Below are 21,417 nucleotides of genomic sequence, written 5' to 3' on the forward strand. Positions count from 1 at the left end.
AACATAGACATTTGGCAAATGATTTGAATTATGGGACAGTGACTATAGCGTAATTTCAACCCGAGACAGACCGTGAAAACGACTATTGTAATTTTCTCATCGTCGCTAATTCTCCTTTCTGGGTGCGCAAGCAAACAAGATCCTTGCGCTGGGACAACAGGCCTCGACCGCCCAGCCTGCGGTGCTCTAGGTTTTCAGCCCAGTGACTGGGCCACCAAGAAACTATTCTACACCCCTTCCTCACCAACAAATGACTCTTATCACGACAGCAGCGAATACTGGAATAACCGAGACAAACTGAACCAGATGAGATCTGACCAAGAAGAATACAATCGTCGCCAAAAAGAAATGGAGCAAGGCCTACAGCAACAAAGAAGAGAGACGGAGAAACTCCAGCGTAATTATGAAAGAGAAATACAAGACATGAAAATCAGACAAGAATACGACACCGACCCTCGCTATCCTTCCTACTATTAACCGAGCAGTCCCAGCAAAATTCTATATATACCCTCTCTGTTCTCTCTTTCTAAACCCTGAAAGACGTTGGTTAGGTTAAAGACTATAACCCCAGATAATGCTACCACTCGGTTCCCTCGTGGGCGCGTTTTCGACTTTGCAGAGCAAAGTCCCCCTAATAGCATCCACCCCATTTGGGTGTGCTTGGAGCACTTTTGAGTGTTTGCTCTCTCAGGGTGTCACCCCCGGCTTTGCGTCGCTTAGCAAGTCTTTAACCATCTGGTGAAGATAGTCTCTGCACTGTTACTTGCGTCCTTTTCCAGTGATTGACGTTAATTGACAGCACCACCTGAACAATTCGCTCCAATGTGTAAGCCGAACTCTCCAGCTCGACAGGGACAGCCCCCAGTATACGCGGGTACGCAGACAACCCTTGTACCGCTAGAATAAAACTTATAGACAATCTCCCATCACATCTTGAATCCAAAAAATTGCCGGATATAGTGAGAAAAAATTATTTTTTTGAAGGTTTGTTTTTGGCAGGACTTGAAATACAAAAAATGAGTGATAATCTTTTTTGTATAGTGGTTGTCCTGTCAAGACTTTCTTCTCACTATACCAAGAGTCGCAAGTAAAACTAAGCGGCTCTTTTTTATTCCTACAAAAAAATGTTTTCATATTTTTTTGTTTTGTCAAATTATTTCGAATCAATTTCCGATAATTAATAAAAAAAGAGGCCGAAGCCTCTATTCCTTATTTTTCTACCATTTTTGTTTTGCAAACGTTGCCATAGTAATAATCGTACTGTGGTGAGGGACCAAAACCTGATTTTGTGAAGTTGGTGATATATTTTTCATCACAATAAACATTGTAGTTTATGTCACTTCGCCTCTGCCATTTTTTAACAAGCCTGTACTTAATGTTGATTACTTCATATTCTGGCTGAGGCTGGACTGGCTCTGCCGGGCCTGAACTTCCAGATCCGCTATCCTTTGGCGGCACATTAAAAGAATCAACATCAATTCCTATCCTATGATTCATGTCCGGTTTGGAAAAATTCATTTCCATCATTTTATGTGGGTCGAAGTTCGAGCTGTCTTGCGGTTCTTGTGCTAAAGCTGGAAGAGATATTGATAAAAGTGAAATGATGAGTAATTTTTTCATAATAGTTTTTATTTAAAGCATACACCCAAAAAAACAAAAATCAAAATCCGGGTGGCTTTAGCCTTGGTGCAAGACTATTACGGCGGCGCTTTCTTTCTTCTTCGTCAGGAACTTCAAATCCAGCCCTTTCAAGATCCTGCTCAGTTTTTTCAATCCTGTTGAGGGTTGAGTTAATCCTTTTGTCATTTTCATCTTCGACGTATTTCAAGAGCCTTTTACATTGATCCACATAAGTATCAATTTTTGAAAGTAAATATTCGCTTGCCTCAGACAATTCTTCTTCTTTTTCTTCTATCTCTCGCTTTTTCAGCGACATCTCAAGTTTCAGCTCATTAAATCCAGATTTGTTGTATTTCTCCTTCCACAGTTGAGCAATCTTGATTTCTTTCCTTGCTCTCTTTCTCGCTTTAATAATTGTTCTTTCTTCTTTTTCTGCCTGTTTCTTTCTGGCAAGCCATAGCGGTTCATCACGTCCTTGGCTCAATGCTTCATAATTTTTATTATCAACCTTCAAGACCTCTAGCATGTAGTCATTAAACGCCTGTTTTGACGCATATACGGACTTTTTTTGCGTCAACCCCTTGTGATACTTCCCTTCTACGATATTGCCGACAAGGACGTGAATATGGTTGTTTTTGCTCTTGGTAGGTTCTTCATGGAAAACAACCCCGGTCACATCCCAGAGTTTTTGCGGGTCAATCCCGTTTTCGTTGGCTATCGCCTTCACTGCCCTTGCCGCTATTCCTACCCACTGCTTTTGCGTAGGTTGTGGAATATCTTTCGGCAGTGCAAAAACGTAGCTTTGCGCGTAATTCGACACCCCTCCACCACTAAGCCCTGCTCTACGTCTCTCCGCTTGTCTCAGCGAATGCTCCGCGAGCATGTTGCGCGTGGCTTGTCTGGGGTCTTTCAGTGGGTGGATGTTTGTTGCAGCGTGGGAGGGCTCGTTTGCGCTCAGGAGATAGCGTGTGTAGCGAATCAGACCTTGGTCTTTCTTCTTCACCGCCTTCACCTTCACCGTCCAATTTTTCATAATAATTTTTATTTTAAAAATTATCATAAAAAATCGGACTTGCAACTTCGCCCATGGTTTCGCTTTACCCGCAGGATCGATCCACTTCGATTTCAAGATAGGGGCTTTACTCCGTAAACCAGCGCTCCGCTCCCTTCTTGCTCAGGTGCTTCGCCCCCGAGACCCCCAAAGTCAAAAGACAAATCAAAGGATTTTCAGGGTCGATATTGCTTTGAGTTTTTGCCTTGGGCTTGGCCCTGCACTGTAAACGTCAAACGTAATCGTTCCCGTCTCATGTCCAACGATTGAAGCAATCGTTAGCCCCGGAACATCGTTGTTTTGCAGGAAGGTGATAAAGGATTTTCTCAGGCTATGGAAAACATGATCCGGGCCATACCCCAGATCTCTTTTCAGTCTGCCGAATTGTTTGCTAAGGGAGTCAGATCGCTTTCCATACTTGTTTCTACAGGACGCAGAAATAAGAAATTCTCCATTGGCGTCTTTTGTTAGACGCCTCACCAGTGGCTTTAAGTCATTATGAACAGGAACAATTCTCTCTGCATTCTCATTTTTCCCATTACTGATATAAAAACAATCCACCCCATCCTCTTCCACAATATCAGTAACTTTCAACTGACAAAGCTCTTCAATCCTTGCACCTGTATAGGCTCCAAGCATTATCAGATCCGCAAGGTTTTGGCGCTTATTCTGCGCCTTAGCTGATTCATAAAGTCTCTGAATATCAGCAACAGTAAAGGCTTTTCGCTCTTTCTTGCGAACGCCCCTAATTTCCTCAAAATCGTGCTTTTCAAATGGGTTAGCTTGGTTTTGGTGCTGCTGCTTAAAAGTCTTGTCTTTCTTGATTGCCCACTTCCAGAAACTATTTCCAGCAAATAGCTGGTTTTTCTTTGTCTTGGTGGCGCAATTGAGAGTATCAAGATACGCCTCGATACTCTCATGGTTCAGTTCCCGTTGGTTCTCTTCAAGCCAAGCCTTGAGTTTTTTGAGCCTACTTAACTGCGTATCTACTGTTTTTGCTACTACGCCCCTGCGCCGTTGGTAATCCTCAAAAGCATCCAACCGGGTAACTGTTATCGGTGACTTTGCCCTGTAATGGCTTGGGTCTTTGAGAATCTGCCCCACTTCGGCAGGATCTATAGGGTTGATGGATGCCACCACCTGCCCTTGCAGTAGCTCTGTTAGCTCTTTCTGAAAACCTACCCAATCAGCAATATCACCGCCTTGGTATTTCTGCACCAGCGGCAATACAGCTTCATAGTCCAGCCCGAATGAATCCAGCTCCTTCACCAGCTCAAAACTGGCCTCATTCGCTTCTTTCGTCTTTCCGAGTGCAGAGAGCCGCACAGATTCATTTAAGTACGTCTCAATAGCCTGAGAGGCCAAATATGCCCCCTCTCGCTGACTTTCTGCCCTGTCAGGGGCAAAACCCCTTGCCTCAGCTATTGCGTCCCGCCATGCGCTTAAAAACGGCAATTTCAGCCGTTGGGCTTCTTGCTTCGAGCCTGTTTTGAGACTTGCCGTATATTCTCGGCGGTTGAGGATTGGGCGAACGTCAGCAGGGACGGAGAGACGGACGTACCAGTTACCGCCCCTGAGGATGAGGTTATCGCTTGCCATAGCTGTTCAATTTTTAGCCAAATTTGGCAAAATTGTAGCAGTGGTGAGACTCATTTTGTAGCAATAATTTGTAGCAAAACCAATTTTAAACCATTGAAAACAAAGGAAAACAAAGGCTTAGCCCCCAAATATGGAAAGTCCCTCCCCCACCGCCAAATTTAAAAAAGCCCCGCACTGCGGGGCTTTTTTGTGGGCGCCATGAGGGAGTTGAACCCTCACAACGCCAGGCGATATCTTTCCGCGAAACCGGTAAAGATGTAACGCCTTCCGCCATCTGTTGGAGCTATGCTTGCCCCCCCAAGGGGGATCTGCGACATGCGAACCTTCTCCAACCATTCGCCATGCAAGCATAGCTCCTACGAAACACCGCCCTCGATCACCCTTGTTCCCGCTAGCCGCTCCTCGCTAAAGTAATCCGATTACCACAAGGGGCCACACCATGACCAACACCCCCGGCTGGCTGGGCCGACTGGAAACATTGGGCAACAAACTGCCCCACCCGACCTTGCTGTTTGTCTGGCTTTGCCTGTTGCTGCTTCCGCTCACCGCAGTATTGGGAGCAATGGGGCTATCCACCGTGCATCCGCTCAGCGACGAGACGGTAACGGTGCGCTCGCTGGTCGACGGCGACGGCATTCGCTATCTGTTCACCTCCTTGGTGGGCAACTTCACCGGCTTTGCACCACTGGGCATCGTGCTGGTGGCCATGCTGGGGCTGGGCGTGGCAGAGCAGTCCGGGCTGTTGTCAGTGAGCCTGGCCAGTCTGGTGCGACGGGCGTCCGGACGCACCCTGGTGATCACGGTGGCCTTTGCCGGGGTCCTCTCCAGCCTCACCGTGGATGCGGGCTATGTGGTGCTGATCCCGTTGGCCGGGCTGGTATTTCAGCTTGCCGGTCGCTCCCCCATCGCCGGCATCGCCACCGCCTTTGCAGCGGTATCCGGCGGCTTCAGCGCCAACCTTTTAGTGGGGCCGGTGGATGCCACCCTGGCCGGCCTGTCCACGGAAGCCGCCCGGATTGTGGACCCGAGCCGAACCGTGGATGCCACCGGCAATTACTGGTTCATTATCGTCTCCACCTTTCTCGTCACCGCACTGGTCACCCTGGTCACCCAGCGCATCACCGAACCCAGGCTGGCCAACCAGCCACGTGGTGAGGCCTCCGCCCCGGAAGTGCCAAGCAGCCACCCCCACGCCCTGAAATGGACGCTGGCCACCCTGGTGCTGCTGCTGGGGGGCATTGCCTTGCTGGTGCTACCCGCCGATGCGCCCCTGCGCCACCAGGACACCGGTGGCATCCTGGGCTCGCCGTTCATTCACGGGCTGGTAGTGATCGTGGCAGTCATCGCAGGGGTGTGTGGTGCCGTGTATGGGCGGATGAGCGGCCAGTTTCGCAATGCCGGCGACATCATCAGTGCCATGGAAACCACCATGGCCTCCATGGCCGGCTACCTGGTGCTGATGTTTTTCGCCGCCCAGTTTGTGGCCTGGTTCAATTACAGTCAGCTGGGACTGCTGCTCGCCATCGAGGGCGCTGCCTGGCTGGGCAGCCTGACGCTACCCAAGGTGGTGCTGTTGCTGTTTTTCGTATTGCTTGCCGCTCTGATCAATTTATTGATCGGCAGCGCTTCGGCCAAGTGGTCTATCCTCGCGCCCATCTTCGTACCCATGCTGATGCTACTGGGCATCTCCCCGGAAGCAACCCAGGCGGCCTACCGGGTGGGTGATTCCAGCACCAATATCATCACCCCGCTGATGCCCTATTTCGTACTGGTACTGGGCTTCGCTCGCCGCTATCAGCCAGACACCGGTATCGGCACCCTGATCGCCCTGATGCTGCCGTATAGCCTGACGTTGTTGTTTGGGTGGTCGGTCTTGCTGGGAGTGTGGATCGGGCTTGGCTGGCCGTTGGGGCCTTAAAGGCAGCAGCAAGCCCCAAGCTTCAAGCTGCAACACGAGGTAAAGACATTGCCAAATTCCAGTCGCCGTGCTCCGCGCTGAAACTCTCTTAAAACAAAAAAACCGCGTCCAAAGGGTGCGGTTTTTTTGTAGCTTGTAGCTTGTAGCTATTATTTAATCAACCGAATGGTCAACGGATAACGATACCGCTCTCCGCCATTGGCCTTCACCGCGGCGATGATGGTCATCACCAACCAGAAGATACCGATGATCGGCAACAGCAGACCGCCGATGACCACAAACATCAGCAGGAAGGCAATAAAGCCGGCAATGGAAATGGTGATGTTGAAGTTCAATGCTTCCTTGCCTTGGTCATCGACAAAGGCACTTTCATCTTTCTTGACCAGCCACATGATCAGTGGCCCCAGGATATTCCCGAACGGCACCACCAGACCCGCCAGCGCCAGGAGGTGGCAGGCAAGGCCCAGGCTGCGTTCTTCCGGTTTGGTTTCGCTCTGGGTCTGTTCCAGATCCGACATTATTCGCTCCTTGATAACGATGTTGGCTTGATGATGTTACTGACGGATGGTGCGTCGATTCGGTAAGGGCTGCTCGCTGTTGGAGCGGAACGGATTGATGTCGATGCCTCCCCGGCGCGTAAAGCGACCATAAACGGTCAGGTGGCGTGGGGAGCACTGGCGCATCAGATCCACGAACATCTGCTCGATAATCTGTTCATGGAACCCCTGGTGATTTCGCAGGGACACCACATAACGCAGAAAACTGGCCGGGCTGATGGCACGACCGGTGTAGCGCACCACCACCGTGGCCCAGTCCGGCTGGTTGGTTACCGGGCAATGGCTACGTAGCAAGTGGGAATAAAGCTGGCCGGTCTGCTCGGCCCCCTGGTCGCACAGCAGCAGGTCGGGCCGGTATTCATAGTGCTCAAACCCGATATCGATGTTATCCACGCACTGACCACGATCTTCCCAGACAGGAAAACCGGCGGATTCTTCCAGGGAATACAGCAACACTTCCATATTGCCACCCACGGTCTGGGCCACATCCTTTTCAATGGCAGCGCGTACCTTGTCTCGACTTTCAAAACGGGTGTTGGCAAAGGAATTCAGATACAGCTTGAGCGACTTGGATTCCACAATATTGGGGGTAGTACAGGGAATACGCAGCTCGCACAGGGCCACCACCGGTTTGCCTTTTTCATTGAGCCAGGACAGCTCGTAGGCATTCCAGATATCCGTGCCGTGGAACGGCAGGCTGGTATCCTCATCGCCCAGCTCCTCCAGCTCCAGGGATTCCCGCGCATCCCAGCGCGGCACCGGGCACAACAACGAGGGCATGTACTCATCCACATAATCGGTGGACCGCCCCAGTGGCGTTTCCTTCAAATAACTCATGATTACCTCTTGGCACACCCGTCCATGGATTATATTCCCATCATAATCCGATTGTTTAGTGGCGAATACCCGTACCCCGTTGCAACAGCCACAGTGCCAGCAGATAGAAAGCCACCACAAACATCAGGATCGCTCCCAGTGACGCGTAGACATTCACATCACTGACACCCAGCACGCCGTAACGGAAGGCATTGACCATGTAAACGATGGGGTTCGCCAGGCTCACTGTCCGCCAGAATTCCGGCAGTAAATCGATGGAATAGAACACCCCGCCCAGGTAGGTCAGCGGCGTCAGAATAAAGGTGGGAACGATGGAAATATCATCGAACTTGTTGGCAAAGATGGCGTTGATGAAACCGCCCAGGGCAAACAGGGCCGCCGTCAGTATCACCACGGTGATGGTAATCAGCAGGTGCTGCATGGACAGATGGGTGAAAAACAGACTGAGCAGGCTGACGATCAGGCCCACCAGCATCCCGCGCACCATCCCACCAACGATAAAGCCATTGAGGATCACGTGGGCCGGCATCGGCGACACCAGCATCTCTTCAATGGAATGCTGGAACTTGGTGGAAAAGAACGAGCTCACCACATTGCCGTAGCTGTTCTGTATCACGCTCATCATGATCAGGCCGGGGACGATGTACTGCATGTAATTAAACCCGCCCATCTCACCGATGCGGCTCCCGATGAGATTGCCGAAGATCACGAAGTACAGGGTCATGGTGATCGCCGGGGGCAGCAGTGTCTGCGGCCATATCCGGGTAAAACGACGGATTTCCTTGGTAACGATGGTGAGAAAGGCCACCCACTGTTCGCGTGCACTCATGATGCCTGCTCCCCGGGCAGATTCTGCTCCACCAGTCGCACAAACAACTCCTCCAGCCGGTTGGCCTTGTTACGCATACTCATCACTTCGAAGTGCTGATCCGCCAACGCCACAAACAGGGTGTTGAGGCTTTGTGATTTGGGTACCGCCACTTCCAGCGTTCGGGAATCTTTCAGCCACACCTCGAACCCCTCCAGCACCGGCTCCTCGGTGACCGGCCGGGCCAGATCCAGAATAAAGGTTTCCACCTGCAGTTTTTCCAGCAGGGATTTCATGTCGGTATTTTCCACGATGGTGCCGTGATCAATGATGGCAATGTGGCGACACAGGGATTCCGCCTCTTCCAGATAATGCGTGGTGAGAATGATCGTTTTGCCTTCACCGTTGATGCGGGTAAGGAAATCCCACATGGAACGGCGCAGCTCGATATCCACCCCGGCGGTGGGCTCATCCAGAATCAGCAGTTCCGGTTCATGCACCAGCGCCCGGGCAATCATCAACCTGCGCTTCATGCCGCCTGACAGGGTCCGAGACTGTTTGTCGCGTTTTTCCCACAGGCCCAGCTGGCGCAGGTATTTCTCCGCCCGTTCTCGAGCCAGGGGCGCGGGGATGCCATAAAAACCCGCCTGGGTGACGACGATGTCGAACACCTTTTCAAACTGGTTGAAGTTGAATTCCTGGGGCACCACGCCAATTTTCTGCTTGGCCAGGGCCCGTTCGGTATCCAGGGAATAGCCGAAGATACTCACCTCTCCGCCGGTCTTGTTGACCAGGGAACTGATCACACCGATGGTGGTGGATTTGCCCGCACCGTTGGGGCCAAGCAGGGCAAAGAAGTCACCCTTCTCCACCTGCAGATCGATGCCCTTGAGCGCCTGCACACCATTGGCATAGGTCTTGGTCAGATTACGAATCGTCAGAGCAGACAAGGATTACCTCGCCAAAATAGTCGAATGGATGGTGAAGAGAGAGATCAGTGGTCCAGCACCCGGTGGCCATGTTCACCACGCCAGACCCAGTGCATCTGCCCACCGCTGAACCACACCCACAGCCCTTCCATCATCCAGGGCCAGTCCTCTTCGCTGATGCGGCGGCGGCCATGCAGCTCGGCCACCAGCACCGCCAGAATGGTGTCATGGGTCACGTGAACATTGAGGTGGCCACTGGCCGGCTCCCGGGCTTTCAGGTAGGCCGCCAGCTTGCTGCGGCCTTCTGCCGGGGACAGCATGCCGTCGAACGGCTCCTGAAGGTGCTGATTGAGAAACCGGAAGGCCCCCATTTTCAGGAAGGTGGGCCCCACCTGGTTCAGGTCCTCCACATAGCACCCCGGCTCCACCAGGGTGGTATCCGTGGTGATATCGGGAATCTCATCAATCAGCCCCGCCTTGCGGGCGCCTTCTGCCATGGCGATGGCAGTATTCACACAGCGCCCCACCGGGCTGGAATAGAACGCCTCCACTGGCCGCGCCAGCTGGGCGCCCCATTCACGGGCCATGTCGATACCTTCCGGGGTCAGCGGCAACCGATAGTCGGCAAAGCCGTTCTTGGCCAACTCACGCACAGAATGCCGTGTCAGCAGATGAACAGGCTTGTCCTGCGGTAACAGGTTGAGGGCTTCCAGCAATCGGGGGTGTAGGCGGGCCATAGTCTCTTCGCTTTCGGTCAGTCCCTAGTGTAAGGGCCGCCCGGTTGAAAGCAAATGACAGGGCCGGAAACGACGAAGGGACCCGAAAGGGTCCCTTCTGATTTGGAGCGGGAAACGAGATTCGAACTCGCGACCCCGACCTTGGCAAGGTCGTGCTCTACCAACTGAGCTATTCCCGCTTAACTTTTTGCCAGCTAACGACCAGCGAATTAGTGGCGTCCCCTAGGGGAGTCGAACCCCTGTTACCGCCGTGAAAGGGCGGTGTCCTGGGCCACTAGACGAAGGGGACCCGGGCTTGACGTGGTACGTCAAAGCGGCGCGTAGAATAGGTATCTGATCGGCCAGCGTCAAGGAAAAATTTTGGCCCGGTCCGTCATTGACCCGAAAAACCTGTGCTGCTCTGATATTGGCGCGCTAGAACGGCGAAACTTTCGCCACACCGTTGAAAAAACAACCATTTACCGGGAGAGACCCATGACCATCAAGCTGTACGGAGCCGCCCTGTCACCCTTCGTTCGCAAGACCCGCGTGGTGCTGGCACTGAAAGGAGTTGACTACGAAGCCGTACATATCGACCCCAACAATCCACCGGAAGGCTACGAAAAGATCAGCCCCATGAAACGCATTCCGGCCCTGGAAGTGGACGGTCAGTACCTGGCGGATTCTGCCGCCATCTGCGCCTACCTGGAGAAGGTCTACCCGGAACCGGCCCTCTACCCCACCGACCCCATGGAACTGGGGCGGGCAATCTGGTTCCAGCGTTATGTGGACTATGACCTGGCCATGCGCTGTACCTTCGCCGTGTTCCGCAACCGGGTGGTCATGCGCCTGATCGGCAAGGAGTGCGATGAAGAGAAAGTGCAGCACGCCCTGACCACCACCATCCCGCCCCTGTTTGCCTATCTGGACAAGGAACTGGAGGGTCGTGAGTTCCTGGTTGGCGACAGCCTGAGCGTGGCGGATATCAGCCTGGCCAGCCAGCTGGTCAACTTCAAACACGGTGGCGAAAGCATCGATCCGGCCAACTACCCCAACCTGGCCGCCCACACCGAGCGCATGCACGCCCTGGAGCCCTTTGCCAAAACCATCGAGAAGGAGTCCGGGTTTATTCAGAAGGTGATGGGGTGAACATAATTGACAGTTGATAGTGGACAGTTGACAGCTACGCGTATCAGCACGTCATAGCTTGAAAGCAAAGAGGCCGCGCCCGGACTATGGACGCGGCCTCTTACTTTTGAGAATAAACAAACCTGTCCCGCGCAGCTGTCAACTTTCAACTGTCAATTATCAACTGCCTTTGTCTCCACCGTCACCAGCGCCGCCCGACCATTCGGTGCCACCTTCAGCACCGCCACAGCGCCGTCCCGTAATTCCCGCTCCAGTTGCAGCGCCTTTTCCTTCGGGGCAAACAGGGCCTCGATGCCGTAGGTGACTCGGCGGGTGCCGCCCCAGGGCAAACCGCTGACTCTGCCGCGCAGGTAAAGACCCTGCGCCGGGGGCTGGTGGGACGGAGTCAGCCCGCGCCACAGCTCGCCGTCTTGCTCAAGAGGCAGATAAATCACGTCACCGGGACGAAATCCTGTCGCAGGCAGGGTGCTGAAATCGTAGCCCAGGCGGGCATAGTTGCCGCGGAACAGATCCCGCGGGTCCACCGGACGGGTTTCCACACGGATTTCCTTGCCCAGCCATAGCGGGTAGAAACCGTTCACAAAGACCCCGGCGAGAATCACCACTTGCAGGGTAAGCGCGGCCAGCAAGGCCAGGCCCAGAGTGCGTTGTTTCATGCCTGTCCCTCCCCGCTTTCCGGCGCCACAAGACGCTGCTGGCGACGCCAGTAGCGCGCCGCGCCATAGAGCACCGCCGCCGCCACCAGGAACATGGCCGCGGCGCCCAGGTAATCACCGAACAGATCCAGATAGCGCATCACCGCCAGCGCCAATACCAGGGCAATGCCGCTGTAGAAGAACTGGCTGAGGCCACGCCGCAAGCCCTCCTGAATCAGCACAATGGCCGACAACAACGCCAGCAGATTCACCGCCACCGCAAACAGCATGGCATCGTCCCGACTCAACAAACCATGAATCGCCAGCATCACGAATGGCAGCAGCATGACCAGCAAGCGCCCGCCGGTCTGTCCCAGACGGCGAAACACCAACAATGATGACGCCAGCAAGGCCGGCAGCAGCCCCAGCCACAACCCCGGGTCCGTCAACCCGGCCTGCTCATGGAGGTAACCCTCGGAGAATTCGCTGAACGTGAACGGCAGCAATAGCAACAGATAGCCCCGCAGGGTCCATAGTCCGATCAGACTGCCGGCCCGTTGCCAGTGCAAGGCAGGGCGACTGCCCAGCCAACAGACCAGCGCATAGAGCAACGCCAGCAGGCCCAGATTCAGGGTCAGATGCCCGGCCTCGAAATCCGGCCCGCGCGGGTAGCCATAGGCCCAGCCCAGCAACAGATTCAGCCAGCTCACCGCCACTGCCGCCAGCACCAGCATCAGCCCCGCGGACCGGGCCTGTACCGCCACCGTCAGCCCCACTGCCATGAACAGGGCCATGGCCCAGGGTGGTGAAAACTGCCCTTCGGCAAACAGCCAGAGCATGGCCACCGCCAGCATCAGCAGGGTAATCACCCGGCTACGCACCAGCCAGGCCATGGGTGCCACGCCCAGTGCCCAGTAAAACAGGCCATTCGGGAAATGTTCGCCCAGGTGGTAGATCTGCGCGATCAGCATGATCGAGGCGCCATAGCTGATGCCGCCGAGAAACAGCCAGCCGATACCCTCTCGGCGCTGCAGGTATTGATAGATGCCCACCCCGTTCAACGCCACGGTGGTAGCAATCAAGCCCAGCATGCGCACGGCCCGGGGGATCGACTCCCAGTTGGCTGACACCAGCATCAGGATGGCCATACCGACAAATAACAAGGCCACAGCGACCAGCACCTTGTAGGCCAGTGAACTGTCGGAATCGTCGTCCAGGCGGGTGCCGTAGCGGGCCAGAATGCGGTTGCCCTGGTCTTCACTGATATCGCCGTCGTCCACCCACTGGCGACATTCGCTACGCAGCTCGCGACGCAATAACCCGAGAAGTTGCATGGAGAGTTCCTTGTGCTTTTCTTCGATCAGACCTGACGAGGTGGCGAAAGGCAACGCCAGGATGTTGCGAGAAATGAGCCAAGGCGTTCAATAAAGCCCCCTCTAGGAGCACCTCTGGCCAATGCCCGAATCGCGCCGCCAGCGACGCTCCTACGGAAAGGGAGAGGCTACACCGGCAGGCCGATGCGCTTGGCCTCCATGCGACGCAGGAACTCCAGCATCACCTGGCGATAGAGATCCTCGCCCAACCAGGCGTCTTCCACCCCGGCATCGATGTTCGGGTTGTCGTTCACCTCGATCACTACCACCTGGTCCCCGGACTGTTTCAGGTCCACGCCATAGAGACCATTGCCCATCAGCTTTGCGGCCTTGAGGGCGGCTTTCAGCACCTTGGGCGGGACTTCCTGTACCGGCAGGGTACGGCTGTTGCCGGATTCGGTCTTGCCGCCGCTCTGGTGGTGGTAGATCTGCCAGTGCCCTTTGCTCATGAAATACTGACAGGCGAACAGGGGCCGGTTGTTGAGCACGCCGATGCGCCAGTCGTAATCCGTGTACATAAAGGCCTGGGCCAATACCACCGACGACTGTTTCAGGTAATCCCGCAGGCTGGTGGCCAGCTCTTCGCGGGTCTTCACCTTGCTGATACCCCGGGAAAAACTGCCGTCAGGAATCTTCAACACCATGGGCAGTTTCAGCTCGTCGATCAGTCGGTCAATCTGCTCATCGTCATCGCTGAACACAAAAGCCGTTGGCGGCACCGGCACCCCGTTGGCCTGCATCAGTTCCGCCAGATAGATCTTGTTGGTGCAGCGCAGGATCGAACCCGGGTCATCCATCACCACCATGCCCTCCTGTTCTGCCTTGCGGGCGAACTGATAGGTATGGTGATCCAGTGCGGTGGTCTCGCGGATAAACAGACCGTCGTACTCACCCAGGCGGGTGTAGGCATCACGGCCGATCTGGTCCACGCGAATCCCCAGCTGACGTCCGGCCCGAATAAAACGCTTCAACGCCGCCTTGTCACTGGGCGGCAACGCCTCTTCCTCGTTAACCAGCATGGCCAGTTCGTAGCGGTCACTGCGACGGCGGCGCGGGTTGCGCCAGACACGGGCATTGAACTGCTCCAGGGCCTGGGCAAAGGCATCTTCCTCGGCCCCTTTCAGTTGCTTCAGGGCCAACGGCTTCAACGCTTCGATGGTCCACTGCTCGCGGCGACGGAACTCCACCTTCAACAACGGACAGGGCAACTGATCGAAAATCTGCCGCCCCAGGTCAGCCAGGCCTTCCTGGGTGGTGTGGCCGAAGTACAGCATCAGCGAGAAGTGATCCGTCCCACTGCCCTTGCGTTTCATGGCCTTGTCCAGCGCCGCTTCGAACTGACCGAAATGCAGGCCATAAAGCGCCTTGCGGCTCAGATCATTCACTGTTCGTACGGACGGCAACACCCGCTGCCCACGAGCTTCCGCCAGCAGGGAACAGTAGTAGCCGGGGCTGAGGTATTTATAGCTGCGGCACAGGTTGATCACCTGCACTTTCTTGTCGGTACAGACCGGTTGCTGTGCCTGCAGATACTCCCGGGCAGAGAGCAGATGGCGGGCGGGATAGTAGGCGGCCCAGTCTGCCGGGTCGTCGACCAGAATAATAACCTGACTCATGAAAAGCCCTAAATTGCGAGGCGCCGGAGATGGCACCGATACCCGCGAATGTAGGGCCAGACAGGGAGGGGTAGCAAGCGGTTTTATTCAGTTAACAGTGAATAGTGAACAGTTAACAGTTAACAGCGGCGCGGTCCAGCGCCGGTTCAACTACAAGCAAAGAGGCCGCACCCATGCCATGGACGCGGCCTCTCATCTTGCAAAGCAGGACCAGGCCCAATCGCGAACTGTTCACTGTTAACTATTCACTGTTCACTGCCTTTCTTCGCTCCCGGATGACCGGCCTTTTCCAAGGCATCCTGGACTTCCGGCGGCATGTAGGTTTCGTCGTGCTTGGCCAGCACTTCCTCGGCCTCAAAGCGGTTGCGGCTTATCAGGGTGCCGTTGGCGACGATGCCTTGCCCCTCGCGAAACAGGTCCGGCAGGATACCCTGATAGTGCACGGTAAAGCGGCCCTTGCCATCGGTGAGCACAAACTGCACGTCCAGGGTCTCCTGGTCGCGCACCACACTGCCCTCTTCCACCAGGCCACCCACTCGCATCTGGGTTTCCAGTGGCGCCTCACCGGCCATCACCTGCTGGGGAGTGAAAAACAGATTGATGTTCTGGCGCAGGGCATAAAACATCAATCCGCAGGCGATAGCCAGGCCCACCAGAATGGAGACCACCAGGATCAGTCGCTGCTTGCGTGCCGCATTCATTGTTCAGATTCTCCCAGAGAGTCACGGCGCTGTTGCCGTGCCAGACGTTGACGCACTTGTCCCTGCCCGCGTATCGCCAACACCATGTTGGCGATGATCAAAAGCGCACTGAATCCGTAGGCGCTCCAGACATAAAATCCATGTTTTCCCATGGCCAGAAAATCGGCAAAGCTGTCGAAAGCCATCAGTGCTCGCCCTCCTTCACCCGTTTGCTCACCCACTTGCTGCGCCGTTCCCGCCACAGCACCTCAGTACGAGCGCGTAGCAGCACATTGACGGCATAGAGCAGCCACAGGCCCAGCATGCTCAACAGCAGCGGATACTTCATGGCCGGATCAATGGTGGATTCACCGAACATCTTCAGGGTGGAACCCTGATGGAGGGTCTGCACCCATTCCACGGAATACTTCACGATCACCACATTGATCACCCCTACCATGGCCAGCAGGCCCGCGGCCCGGGCTGCCTGGCGGGGATCGCGGATGACCGCCTGCAGGGCAATCACCCCCACATACATGAACAGCAGAATCAGCATGGAGGTCATGCGCGCATCCCACTGCCAGTAGGTACCCCAGGTAGGTTTGCCCCACAGGGCACCGGTCACCAGGGAAATGGCCGCCAGCGCCGCCCCAAAGGGTGCGATGGACTTGAGCATCACCTCCGCCATCTTCATGCGCCAGACCACCGCCACCAGACCGGACACGCCCAGAGCCATGTAGCCCATCAGGGCACCGCTGGATGCGGGCACGTGAATGAAGATGATCCGGTAGCTGTTGCCCTGCTGATAATCCGCCGGAGCAAATGCCAATCCCCAGACCAGGCCCGCCGCCAGAGTCAGCAAGGCAATGGGCGTCAGCCAGGGCAGTACCCGGGAGCTGAAGGTGTAGAAATAGCGCGGTGAGCCCAGCATGTGGTACCACCGCTTCAACGTTTGCCAGACCATTTCGTTATCTGAACCTCAATTCCCTGAACTGATTTTGAGACCGGCGCTCACCGCCAAGGGTCCCAGACTGATCGTTAATGCCAGCAAGGCACCCAGAATCGCCAGAATGCCACCCACATTGGCGCCACCGGCCGCCGCACTCACCGCCCCGGCGCCAAAAATCAGCACCGGGATATAAAGGGGAAGCACCAGCACGGCAAGCAGGATACCACCTCGATTGAGCCCCACCGTGAGGGCCGCGCCAATGGCGCCGACAATCGTCAGCGCCGGGGTGCCCAGCAGCAGGCTCAGCATCACCGTCCCCAGGGCCCCATCCGGCAGTTGCAGCATGTGGCCCAGCAGCGGCGAAATCAGTACCAGCGGCAGGCCGGTGAGCAGCCAGTGAGCCAGCAATTTAGCCAGTACCGGCACCACTGGTATCACGGGGGCCGTGAGCAACATGTCCAGCACACCGCTTTCCTGGTCCCGGCGGAACAGCCCATCCAGGGACAACATCACCGCCAGCAGGGCCGCCACCCAGAGCACCCCCGGCGCCACGGTAGCCAGCAATTCCGGTTTCGGGGAGATTGCCAGCGGAAACAGGCTGATCACCATCACGAAAAAAAACAGCGGATTGATAATCTCCGCCGGGCTACGCCACAGCACCAGCAATTCCCGACCCAGGGCGGCACGGAAGGTATTCATGACACCACCTCGGCACGGCCATTCTCCAGATGCAGTCGCTGCACGCCGTCGCCAACCCGGTGGTGGGAGGTATAGATCACCAGGGAGCCGGCCTCAGCGGCCTGCTGCATCTGCGCATCCAGTTGTGCCACGCCGTCCTGGTCGATGGCCGTGTAGGGCTCGTCCAGTACCCACACCGCTTTGCGCTGCAACCACAGCCGCGCCAGAGCAACCCGCCGTTTCTGCCCCGCAGACAGGTGTGCCGCCGGGACATCCTCGAAACCCCGCAAGCCCACCGCCGCCAGGGCCGCCATGGGGTCACCGGCCTGATGGTTCAGGGCGCAGGCATAGCGCAGGTTTTCCAGCGGATTGAGCTCTTCGCGGACACCGGGCTGGTGCCCCAGATACAACAGGTCCTGCTGCCATTGGGGCTGCCACCAGCGGCGCTCGCCCTCAAAGAAGCCATGCAGCCCCACCAGAATCCGCAACAGGGTGGTCTTGCCGGCGCCGTTGGCACCGGTAATCTGCCAGATTTCCCCGGCGCGGGCGGTCAGGCTCAGGCCACTGAACAGCATGCGATCGTCGCGCTCGCAGCCCAGTTGCACAAGCTCAAGTCTGGTGGATGAATCGGACAAAATTGCCTCCATGGAACAGCGCGGCAGTATAGCATGCCCATTCATGTCAGGCTTGATTCAGGCTAGCCTGTCACTCTACCCACAAAGAGGATATCTCCATGCGACTGATACCGGGATTGTTCACCCTGCTCCTCGCCAGCCTGCTGGGCGCCTGCGGCGGGGACAAGCCCCTGGCCACCGTCGACCAAGTAGACCTGGAACGCTACAGCGGCACCTGGTATGAAATCGCCCGACTGCCCCAGTGGTTCCAGCGCGGTTGCTATAACTCCACCGCCACTTACTCTCTCAATGAGGATGGCACCGTGCGCGTGGTCAACCGCTGCCAACGTGACGGCGAGGAACCCAGCGTAGCGGAAGGCACCGCCCGGGTGGTCCCCGGTTCTGACAATGCCAAACTCAAGGTGCGTTTCGACAGCTGGATCTCCAGGCTGTTACCCACCATCACCGAGGGCAATTACTGGATCATTGCCCTGGACAAGAATTACCAGACGGTGGTGATCGGCGAACCGAGCCGGGAATACCTGTGGATTCTGGCACGTAGCCCGGAGCTGCCAGATGATCAATATCAAGCATTGCTGCAGCTGGCCGAAAGCAAGGGCTTTCCGGTGAACGAGCTGCAACGCAACCGCGACCTGCAACCGGAACAGTGAGCCATGGAACACCACGTCTATTTTGCGGTGTTCGGCTTTGACCATGATCCCCGCCAACTGGATCTGCTGCTGGGACAAAGCGCTGACGACTACTGGCATGAAGGGGAAAGCTTCAGCGAGGCCTTCCCCGAGGCACGCCGCCGGGAAAATCGCTGGATCCTCTCCAGCCAGCTGGACCACACCGCCAGCCACCGGGATCATTTCGAGAAACTGCTCTACAAACTCAAGCGCCTGACGCCGCAACTGCAGGCCCTGGATCCGGGCTACCGTTTCGGCATCGGCGTGTCACATTACTTCGTGATGGACGACCCGGCGTTCTACTTGCCCGCCGAGATTCTCGAGGGCTATGAAAGCCTGGGCTTTGCCATCACCTTCGATCAACTGGGACTCGACCATGGCACAGGAAATTGAGCGTAAGTTTCTTATCAACGATCCGCGCATCGTGGATTCACTGGCCGGCGAACGGCTGACGCAGGGTTACCTGAGCCACGACAAGAACGCCACCGTGCGCGTTCGCATTGCCGGCACCCGCGGCTGGCTGACCATCAAGGGTAAAACCGTGGGCGCCACCCGCAGTGAATTCGAATACCCGGTGCCTGAGGAAGACGCCCGGCAAATGCTGGATGAGCTGTGCAACGCCGGCGTCATCGACAAGACCCGCTACCGCCTGCCCCAGGGCGAGCTGTGCTGGGAAATTGATGTCTTCCATGGTGACAACGATGGCCTCATCGTTGCTGAAATCGAACTGCCCAGTGAAGACACCCCCTTCGACAAACCCGACTGGCTGGGCGAAGAAGTCACCGGCGATCCCCGCTATTACAACAGCGCACTGAGCAGCACGCCCTTCAACCAGTGGGCCGATGACTGAGCACCGCTATACCCTCTGGCGCCAGGACGATAACGGCATCCGGGCCAGAGTGGCTGACTACCCGAGTCGCCAGGCAGCGGAACAGGCCCGTCAGCACTATGAGGCCCAAGGCCACAAGCAGATCTACTGGGTGGAAGACAATGATGAAGCTGGCGCTCAGTGAATCACTGGATGGATAATGTTCATCACGACGCAGTCATAATATCCCGACAGACTCATGAGGAGGACGGAGGGAAGCATGGACGAGAACACCCTGGTTGAACGGCTATGCCAGCAGGCCATCCGCATTAATGCGCAGGCACTGGCAGATCTGCAGCATCAACCCCTGCCCGCCAATGCCGTACACGACTGCCGGGTGGCCGTGAAACGGCTGCGCGCCCAATGGCAACTGCTGCGCCCCTGGCTCAGCCGCGACGATCACCGCGCCTTTGATCACGGCATCCGCAGTGCCGCCCGGCTGCTGGCCGGCGCCCGCGACAACCACGTCATGGCCGCCACGCTACAGAAACTGGCCAGTAAGGCCGACAAGCCCCACCGGCATTCCCTGAGCCGGGTGGCGAGCACACTGTTCAGCGACACCGACCTTCAGCCGGAAACCCACCACCATCAGGAAGCCATCACCGCCTTCGCCCAGGACCAGCAATATTGGCAGTCGCTGGCCCTGAGCATCAGCGACCATGAGTTGCTGGTCAGTGGTCTGGCGCGCACCTACAAGCAGTGCCGCAATCGCACCATCAAGGCCCAGGGCGGCAGCGACCCGCAACCCTGGCATGACCTGCGCAAATGGGTGAAGTACCTGCTCTATCAGCAGCAGGCCCTGGCGGATCAAAACATCCACACACCCTGCCACGATGCGGACCTGGAGCGCCTGGGCAAGAAACTGGGCAAACTCCACGACCTGCACATGCTCCGCGAGCATGTGCTGGCACACAGCCACGCCATCGAGAAGCAGAAAGACCTGGCCCATACCCTGGATGCCATCCACGGGCGGGAAAAACGTCTGCTGAAGAAATGCCAGACGGAAAGCCAACGCCTGTTTCAGATGCCCACCAAAAAATGGATCACCGGGGTGACCGCCAGCTGACCGCTCGGGGGAACTTTTCCTTCCTTGCCCACTTCCAAGGGCTTGATACAATCACCAATCCAGTGCCCGAGGACGACCTCGATCACGGCACTCACGGGCAGGCTGTTCAAAAGCCTGCCAGGGGACGACCCCATGCAGGAGTTTTATCATGGCATGGGTTCTGGTCATTCTCGCCGGCATCCTCGAATCCGGCTGGGCGTTAGGATTGAAAGCAAGCCACGGCTTTACCCGCCCGCTTCCTTCCCTGTTAACCGTCATCGGCATGGCCGCCAGCTTCTGGCTATTGGCCAAAGCCATGCAGACCCTGCCCGTGGGCACCACCTATGCAGTGTGGACCGGCATGGGCACCATCGGCACCGTGCTGCTGGGCATTCTGCTGTTCCAGGATGCCGTCAATGCGCCGCGTTTGCTGTGCCTGGGGCTGATTCTGGCGGGCATTGTCGGGCTGAAGATTTTCACCCCGTAAGCCCGAACAATAGGGGCGTGTCCCGGTTACCGGTTCCCTGTAACATGGGCCCACGCCCTCTCCTGCCGCTCACTACAGGTTTTCCATGCTTAATAATGACGTTCTGCGCCGCGCTCGCTATATCTTCGACTTTGACGATAGCCGCATGATCGGCGTCTTCGCCGAAGCCGGCGAAACCGTGACCCGGGAACAGATCAGCGACTGGCTGAAAAAAGATGACGATCCGGCCTTCCAGAAGTGCAACGACCGCACCCTGGCAATCTTTCTCAATGGCCTGATCAATGCCCTGCGTGGCAAAAAGCCCGGCCCGCAACCGGAACCGGAATCCCGCCTGACCAACAACATGATTTTCATGAAACTGAAGATCGCACTGAACCTGCAGGCCGAGGACGTGCTGGCCATTCTGGAACTGGCCAACTTCCGTTTGAGCAAACACGAGCTCAGCGCATTCTTCCGCAAACCCGGCCACAAGCATTATCGGGAGTGCAAGGACCAGATCCTGCGTAATTTCCTGACAGGACTACAGATACAGTTTCGCGACGGGGAATAAACCGTTACCTCAGAGGTAATGGCGCCAGCCCGGCAAACCGGGTTTCATG

General features: G+C 56.4%; 26 protein-coding genes and 2 tRNA genes. 10 read left to right on the forward strand and 18 right to left on the reverse strand.

The window, feature by feature from the left end:
• The first annotated feature begins 72 nt into the window (after window positions 1–72).
• Window positions 73–477, forward strand: coding sequence for a hypothetical protein (locus C4S63_RS17310; protein WP_146063390.1), 405 nt, complete (start codon window positions 73–75; stop codon window positions 475–477).
• A gap of 732 nt (window positions 478–1,209) precedes the next feature.
• Here C4S63_RS17310 and C4S63_RS17315 read toward each other — a convergent pair.
• The 3 genes from C4S63_RS17315 to C4S63_RS14160 form a co-directional block, all read right to left on the reverse strand.
• Complete coding sequence (locus C4S63_RS17315; protein ID WP_146063391.1) at window positions 1,210–1,620, reverse strand: hypothetical protein; 411 nt, start codon at window positions 1,618–1,620, stop codon at window positions 1,210–1,212.
• A gap of 40 nt (window positions 1,621–1,660) precedes the next feature.
• Window positions 1,661–2,749 (reverse strand): hypothetical protein, encoded by a 1,089-nt coding sequence (locus C4S63_RS14155; RefSeq protein WP_103917970.1) that lies wholly within the window; start codon window positions 2,747–2,749, stop codon window positions 1,661–1,663.
• Between the two features lie 87 nt (window positions 2,750–2,836).
• Entirely contained in the window at window positions 2,837–4,270 is a 1,434-nt protein-coding gene (locus C4S63_RS14160) for a site-specific integrase (protein ID WP_103917971.1), read from the reverse strand.
• Window positions 4,271–4,709: 439 nt separating this feature from the next.
• Here C4S63_RS14160 and C4S63_RS14165 point away from each other — a divergent pair, with 439 nt between their 5' ends.
• Window positions 4,710–6,188: an AbgT family transporter gene (locus C4S63_RS14165; protein ID WP_103917972.1), complete on the forward strand. Its 1,479-nt coding sequence runs from the start codon at window positions 4,710–4,712 to the stop codon at window positions 6,186–6,188.
• Between the two features lie 149 nt (window positions 6,189–6,337).
• Here the strand turns inward: C4S63_RS14165 and C4S63_RS14170 are convergent, their stop codons facing one another.
• The 7 genes from C4S63_RS14170 to C4S63_RS14200 all read right to left on the reverse strand — a co-directional run bounded on the left by C4S63_RS14170 (window position 6,338) and on the right by C4S63_RS14200 (window position 10,345).
• On the reverse strand, window positions 6,338–6,706 hold the full coding sequence (locus tag C4S63_RS14170) for a DUF4870 domain-containing protein (RefSeq protein ID WP_103917973.1): 369 nt from the start codon (window positions 6,704–6,706) through the stop codon (window positions 6,338–6,340).
• Window positions 6,707–6,742: 36 nt separating this feature from the next.
• Entirely contained in the window at window positions 6,743–7,582 is an 840-nt protein-coding gene (queF, locus tag C4S63_RS14175; protein WP_062817810.1) for an NADPH-dependent 7-cyano-7-deazaguanine reductase QueF, read from the reverse strand.
• 55 nt (window positions 7,583–7,637) lie between these two features.
• Window positions 7,638–8,411, reverse strand: a complete 774-nt coding sequence (locus C4S63_RS14180) for an ABC transporter permease (protein ID WP_103917974.1) — start codon at window positions 8,409–8,411, stop codon at window positions 7,638–7,640.
• Window positions 8,408–9,340, reverse strand: coding sequence for an ABC transporter ATP-binding protein (locus C4S63_RS14185; protein ID WP_062817812.1), 933 nt, complete (start codon window positions 9,338–9,340; stop codon window positions 8,408–8,410). The genes C4S63_RS14180 and C4S63_RS14185 overlap by 4 nt, the downstream gene beginning before the upstream one ends.
• A 44-nt stretch (window positions 9,341–9,384) precedes the next feature.
• Window positions 9,385–10,056: a histidine phosphatase family protein gene (locus C4S63_RS14190; RefSeq protein ID WP_062817813.1), complete on the reverse strand. Its 672-nt coding sequence runs from the start codon at window positions 10,054–10,056 to the stop codon at window positions 9,385–9,387.
• Window positions 10,057–10,159: 103 nt separating this feature from the next.
• Window positions 10,160–10,235 (reverse strand) — tRNA-Gly (locus C4S63_RS14195).
• Between the two features lie 34 nt (window positions 10,236–10,269).
• Window positions 10,270–10,345 (reverse strand) — tRNA-Glu (locus C4S63_RS14200).
• Window positions 10,346–10,530: 185 nt separating this feature from the next.
• Here C4S63_RS14200 and C4S63_RS14205 point away from each other — a divergent pair.
• Window positions 10,531–11,184 carry a glutathione S-transferase family protein gene (locus tag C4S63_RS14205; protein ID WP_062817814.1) on the forward strand — a complete coding sequence of 218 codons (654 nt, stop codon included), beginning with the start codon at window positions 10,531–10,533 and terminating at the stop codon, window positions 11,182–11,184.
• 152 nt (window positions 11,185–11,336) lie between these two features.
• On the opposite strand, the gene C4S63_RS14210 is transcribed toward C4S63_RS14205, so the two are convergent.
• The 8 genes from C4S63_RS14210 to ccmA form a co-directional block, all read right to left on the reverse strand.
• The gene (locus C4S63_RS14210) at window positions 11,337–11,840 is read right to left on the reverse strand and encodes a GDYXXLXY domain-containing protein (RefSeq protein WP_103917975.1); all 504 of its coding nucleotides are present in this window, start codon (window positions 11,838–11,840) and stop codon (window positions 11,337–11,339) included.
• Window positions 11,837–13,153 carry a DUF2157 domain-containing protein gene (locus C4S63_RS14215; RefSeq protein WP_103917976.1) on the reverse strand — a complete coding sequence of 439 codons (1,317 nt, stop codon included), beginning with the start codon at window positions 13,151–13,153 and terminating at the stop codon, window positions 11,837–11,839. The genes C4S63_RS14210 and C4S63_RS14215 overlap by 4 nt, the downstream gene beginning before the upstream one ends.
• Before the next feature lie 167 nt (window positions 13,154–13,320).
• Window positions 13,321–14,808, reverse strand: a complete 1,488-nt coding sequence (locus tag C4S63_RS14220; RefSeq protein WP_062817817.1) for a RimK family protein — start codon at window positions 14,806–14,808, stop codon at window positions 13,321–13,323.
• Window positions 14,809–15,053: 245 nt separating this feature from the next.
• Window positions 15,054–15,509: a cytochrome c maturation protein CcmE gene (gene ccmE, locus C4S63_RS14225; protein ID WP_063508294.1), complete on the reverse strand. Its 456-nt coding sequence runs from the start codon at window positions 15,507–15,509 to the stop codon at window positions 15,054–15,056.
• Window positions 15,506–15,694 carry a heme exporter protein CcmD gene (ccmD, locus tag C4S63_RS14230; protein ID WP_103917977.1) on the reverse strand — a complete coding sequence of 63 codons (189 nt, stop codon included), beginning with the start codon at window positions 15,692–15,694 and terminating at the stop codon, window positions 15,506–15,508. The genes ccmE and ccmD overlap by 4 nt, the downstream gene beginning before the upstream one ends.
• The gene (ccmC, locus tag C4S63_RS14235) at window positions 15,694–16,452 is read right to left on the reverse strand and encodes a heme ABC transporter permease CcmC (RefSeq protein ID WP_062817820.1); all 759 of its coding nucleotides are present in this window, start codon (window positions 16,450–16,452) and stop codon (window positions 15,694–15,696) included. The genes ccmD and ccmC overlap by 1 nt, the downstream gene beginning before the upstream one ends.
• A 15-nt stretch (window positions 16,453–16,467) precedes the next feature.
• Window positions 16,468–17,136: a heme exporter protein CcmB gene (gene ccmB, locus C4S63_RS14240; protein WP_103917978.1), complete on the reverse strand. Its 669-nt coding sequence runs from the start codon at window positions 17,134–17,136 to the stop codon at window positions 16,468–16,470.
• Window positions 17,133–17,762, reverse strand: coding sequence for a cytochrome c biogenesis heme-transporting ATPase CcmA (ccmA, locus tag C4S63_RS14245; RefSeq protein WP_103917979.1), 630 nt, complete (start codon window positions 17,760–17,762; stop codon window positions 17,133–17,135). The genes ccmB and ccmA overlap by 4 nt, the downstream gene beginning before the upstream one ends.
• A gap of 86 nt (window positions 17,763–17,848) precedes the next feature.
• Between ccmA and C4S63_RS14250 the strand changes: the two genes are divergently transcribed.
• The 7 genes from C4S63_RS14250 (at window position 17,849) to C4S63_RS14275 (ending at window position 21,368) form a co-directional block, all read left to right on the forward strand.
• A complete protein-coding gene (locus tag C4S63_RS14250) occupies window positions 17,849–18,400 on the forward strand; it encodes a lipocalin family protein (protein WP_103917980.1) in 552 nt (183 codons plus the stop codon).
• Window positions 18,401–18,403: 3 nt separating this feature from the next.
• Complete coding sequence (locus C4S63_RS14255; RefSeq protein WP_103917981.1) at window positions 18,404–18,811, forward strand: DUF4279 domain-containing protein; 408 nt, start codon at window positions 18,404–18,406, stop codon at window positions 18,809–18,811.
• On the forward strand, window positions 18,795–19,268 hold the full coding sequence (locus C4S63_RS14260) for a CYTH domain-containing protein (RefSeq protein WP_103917982.1): 474 nt from the start codon (window positions 18,795–18,797) through the stop codon (window positions 19,266–19,268). Before C4S63_RS14255 ends, C4S63_RS14260 begins: the two co-directional genes overlap by 17 nt.
• Window positions 19,261–19,431, forward strand: a complete 171-nt coding sequence (locus C4S63_RS17320; protein ID WP_146063392.1) for an SPOR domain-containing protein — start codon at window positions 19,261–19,263, stop codon at window positions 19,429–19,431. Before C4S63_RS14260 ends, C4S63_RS17320 begins: the two co-directional genes overlap by 8 nt.
• Before the next feature lie 75 nt (window positions 19,432–19,506).
• Entirely contained in the window at window positions 19,507–20,352 is an 846-nt protein-coding gene (locus C4S63_RS14265; protein ID WP_160052776.1) for a CHAD domain-containing protein, read from the forward strand.
• A 148-nt stretch (window positions 20,353–20,500) separates the two neighbouring features.
• Complete coding sequence (locus tag C4S63_RS14270; RefSeq protein ID WP_103917984.1) at window positions 20,501–20,818, forward strand: multidrug efflux SMR transporter; 318 nt, start codon at window positions 20,501–20,503, stop codon at window positions 20,816–20,818.
• Window positions 20,819–20,903: 85 nt separating this feature from the next.
• Window positions 20,904–21,368, forward strand: a complete 465-nt coding sequence (locus C4S63_RS14275) for a DUF1456 family protein (protein WP_063508286.1) — start codon at window positions 20,904–20,906, stop codon at window positions 21,366–21,368.
• The last annotated feature ends 49 nt before the right edge of the window (window positions 21,369–21,417 follow it).

Origin of the sequence: Alcanivorax sp. DSM 26293 (genome assembly GCF_900107995.1) — a bacterium.
Taxonomy (GTDB): Bacteria; Pseudomonadota; Gammaproteobacteria; order Pseudomonadales; family Alcanivoracaceae; genus Alcanivorax.

Excerpts from the sequence above, each read along its gene's own strand:
- C4S63_RS17320 (WP_146063392.1), top strand. The coding sequence starts at position 19,261 with ATGACTGAGCACCGCTATACCCTCTGGCGCCAGGACGATAACGGCATC.
- queF (WP_062817810.1), bottom strand. The coding sequence starts at position 7,582 with ATGAGTTATTTGAAGGAAACGCCACTGGGGCGGTCCACCGATTATGTG.
- ccmC (WP_062817820.1), bottom strand. The coding sequence starts at position 16,452 with ATGGTCTGGCAAACGTTGAAGCGGTGGTACCACATGCTGGGCTCACCG.
- ccmD (WP_103917977.1), bottom strand. The coding sequence starts at position 15,694 with ATGGCTTTCGACAGCTTTGCCGATTTTCTGGCCATGGGAAAACATGGA.
- C4S63_RS14255 (WP_103917981.1), top strand. The coding sequence starts at position 18,404 with ATGGAACACCACGTCTATTTTGCGGTGTTCGGCTTTGACCATGATCCC.
- C4S63_RS14260 (WP_103917982.1), top strand. The coding sequence starts at position 18,795 with ATGGCACAGGAAATTGAGCGTAAGTTTCTTATCAACGATCCGCGCATC.
- C4S63_RS14170 (WP_103917973.1), bottom strand. The coding sequence starts at position 6,706 with ATGTCGGATCTGGAACAGACCCAGAGCGAAACCAAACCGGAAGAACGC.
- C4S63_RS14165 (WP_103917972.1), top strand. The coding sequence starts at position 4,710 with ATGACCAACACCCCCGGCTGGCTGGGCCGACTGGAAACATTGGGCAAC.
- C4S63_RS14205 (WP_062817814.1), top strand. The coding sequence starts at position 10,531 with ATGACCATCAAGCTGTACGGAGCCGCCCTGTCACCCTTCGTTCGCAAG.
- C4S63_RS14220 (WP_062817817.1), bottom strand. The coding sequence starts at position 14,808 with ATGAGTCAGGTTATTATTCTGGTCGACGACCCGGCAGACTGGGCCGCC.
- C4S63_RS14210 (WP_103917975.1), bottom strand. The coding sequence starts at position 11,840 with ATGAAACAACGCACTCTGGGCCTGGCCTTGCTGGCCGCGCTTACCCTG.
- C4S63_RS14265 (WP_160052776.1), top strand. The coding sequence starts at position 19,507 with ATGGACGAGAACACCCTGGTTGAACGGCTATGCCAGCAGGCCATCCGC.
- C4S63_RS14215 (WP_103917976.1), bottom strand. The coding sequence starts at position 13,153 with ATGCAACTTCTCGGGTTATTGCGTCGCGAGCTGCGTAGCGAATGTCGC.
- ccmA (WP_103917979.1), bottom strand. The coding sequence starts at position 17,762 with ATGGAGGCAATTTTGTCCGATTCATCCACCAGACTTGAGCTTGTGCAA.
- C4S63_RS14180 (WP_103917974.1), bottom strand. The coding sequence starts at position 8,411 with ATGAGTGCACGCGAACAGTGGGTGGCCTTTCTCACCATCGTTACCAAG.
- C4S63_RS14190 (WP_062817813.1), bottom strand. The coding sequence starts at position 10,056 with ATGGCCCGCCTACACCCCCGATTGCTGGAAGCCCTCAACCTGTTACCG.
- C4S63_RS14250 (WP_103917980.1), top strand. The coding sequence starts at position 17,849 with ATGCGACTGATACCGGGATTGTTCACCCTGCTCCTCGCCAGCCTGCTG.
- ccmB (WP_103917978.1), bottom strand. The coding sequence starts at position 17,136 with ATGAATACCTTCCGTGCCGCCCTGGGTCGGGAATTGCTGGTGCTGTGG.
- C4S63_RS14275 (WP_063508286.1), top strand. The coding sequence starts at position 20,904 with ATGCTTAATAATGACGTTCTGCGCCGCGCTCGCTATATCTTCGACTTT.
- C4S63_RS17315 (WP_146063391.1), bottom strand. The coding sequence starts at position 1,620 with ATGAAAAAATTACTCATCATTTCACTTTTATCAATATCTCTTCCAGCT.
- C4S63_RS14160 (WP_103917971.1), bottom strand. The coding sequence starts at position 4,270 with ATGGCAAGCGATAACCTCATCCTCAGGGGCGGTAACTGGTACGTCCGT.
- C4S63_RS14270 (WP_103917984.1), top strand. The coding sequence starts at position 20,501 with ATGGCATGGGTTCTGGTCATTCTCGCCGGCATCCTCGAATCCGGCTGG.
- ccmE (WP_063508294.1), bottom strand. The coding sequence starts at position 15,509 with ATGAATGCGGCACGCAAGCAGCGACTGATCCTGGTGGTCTCCATTCTG.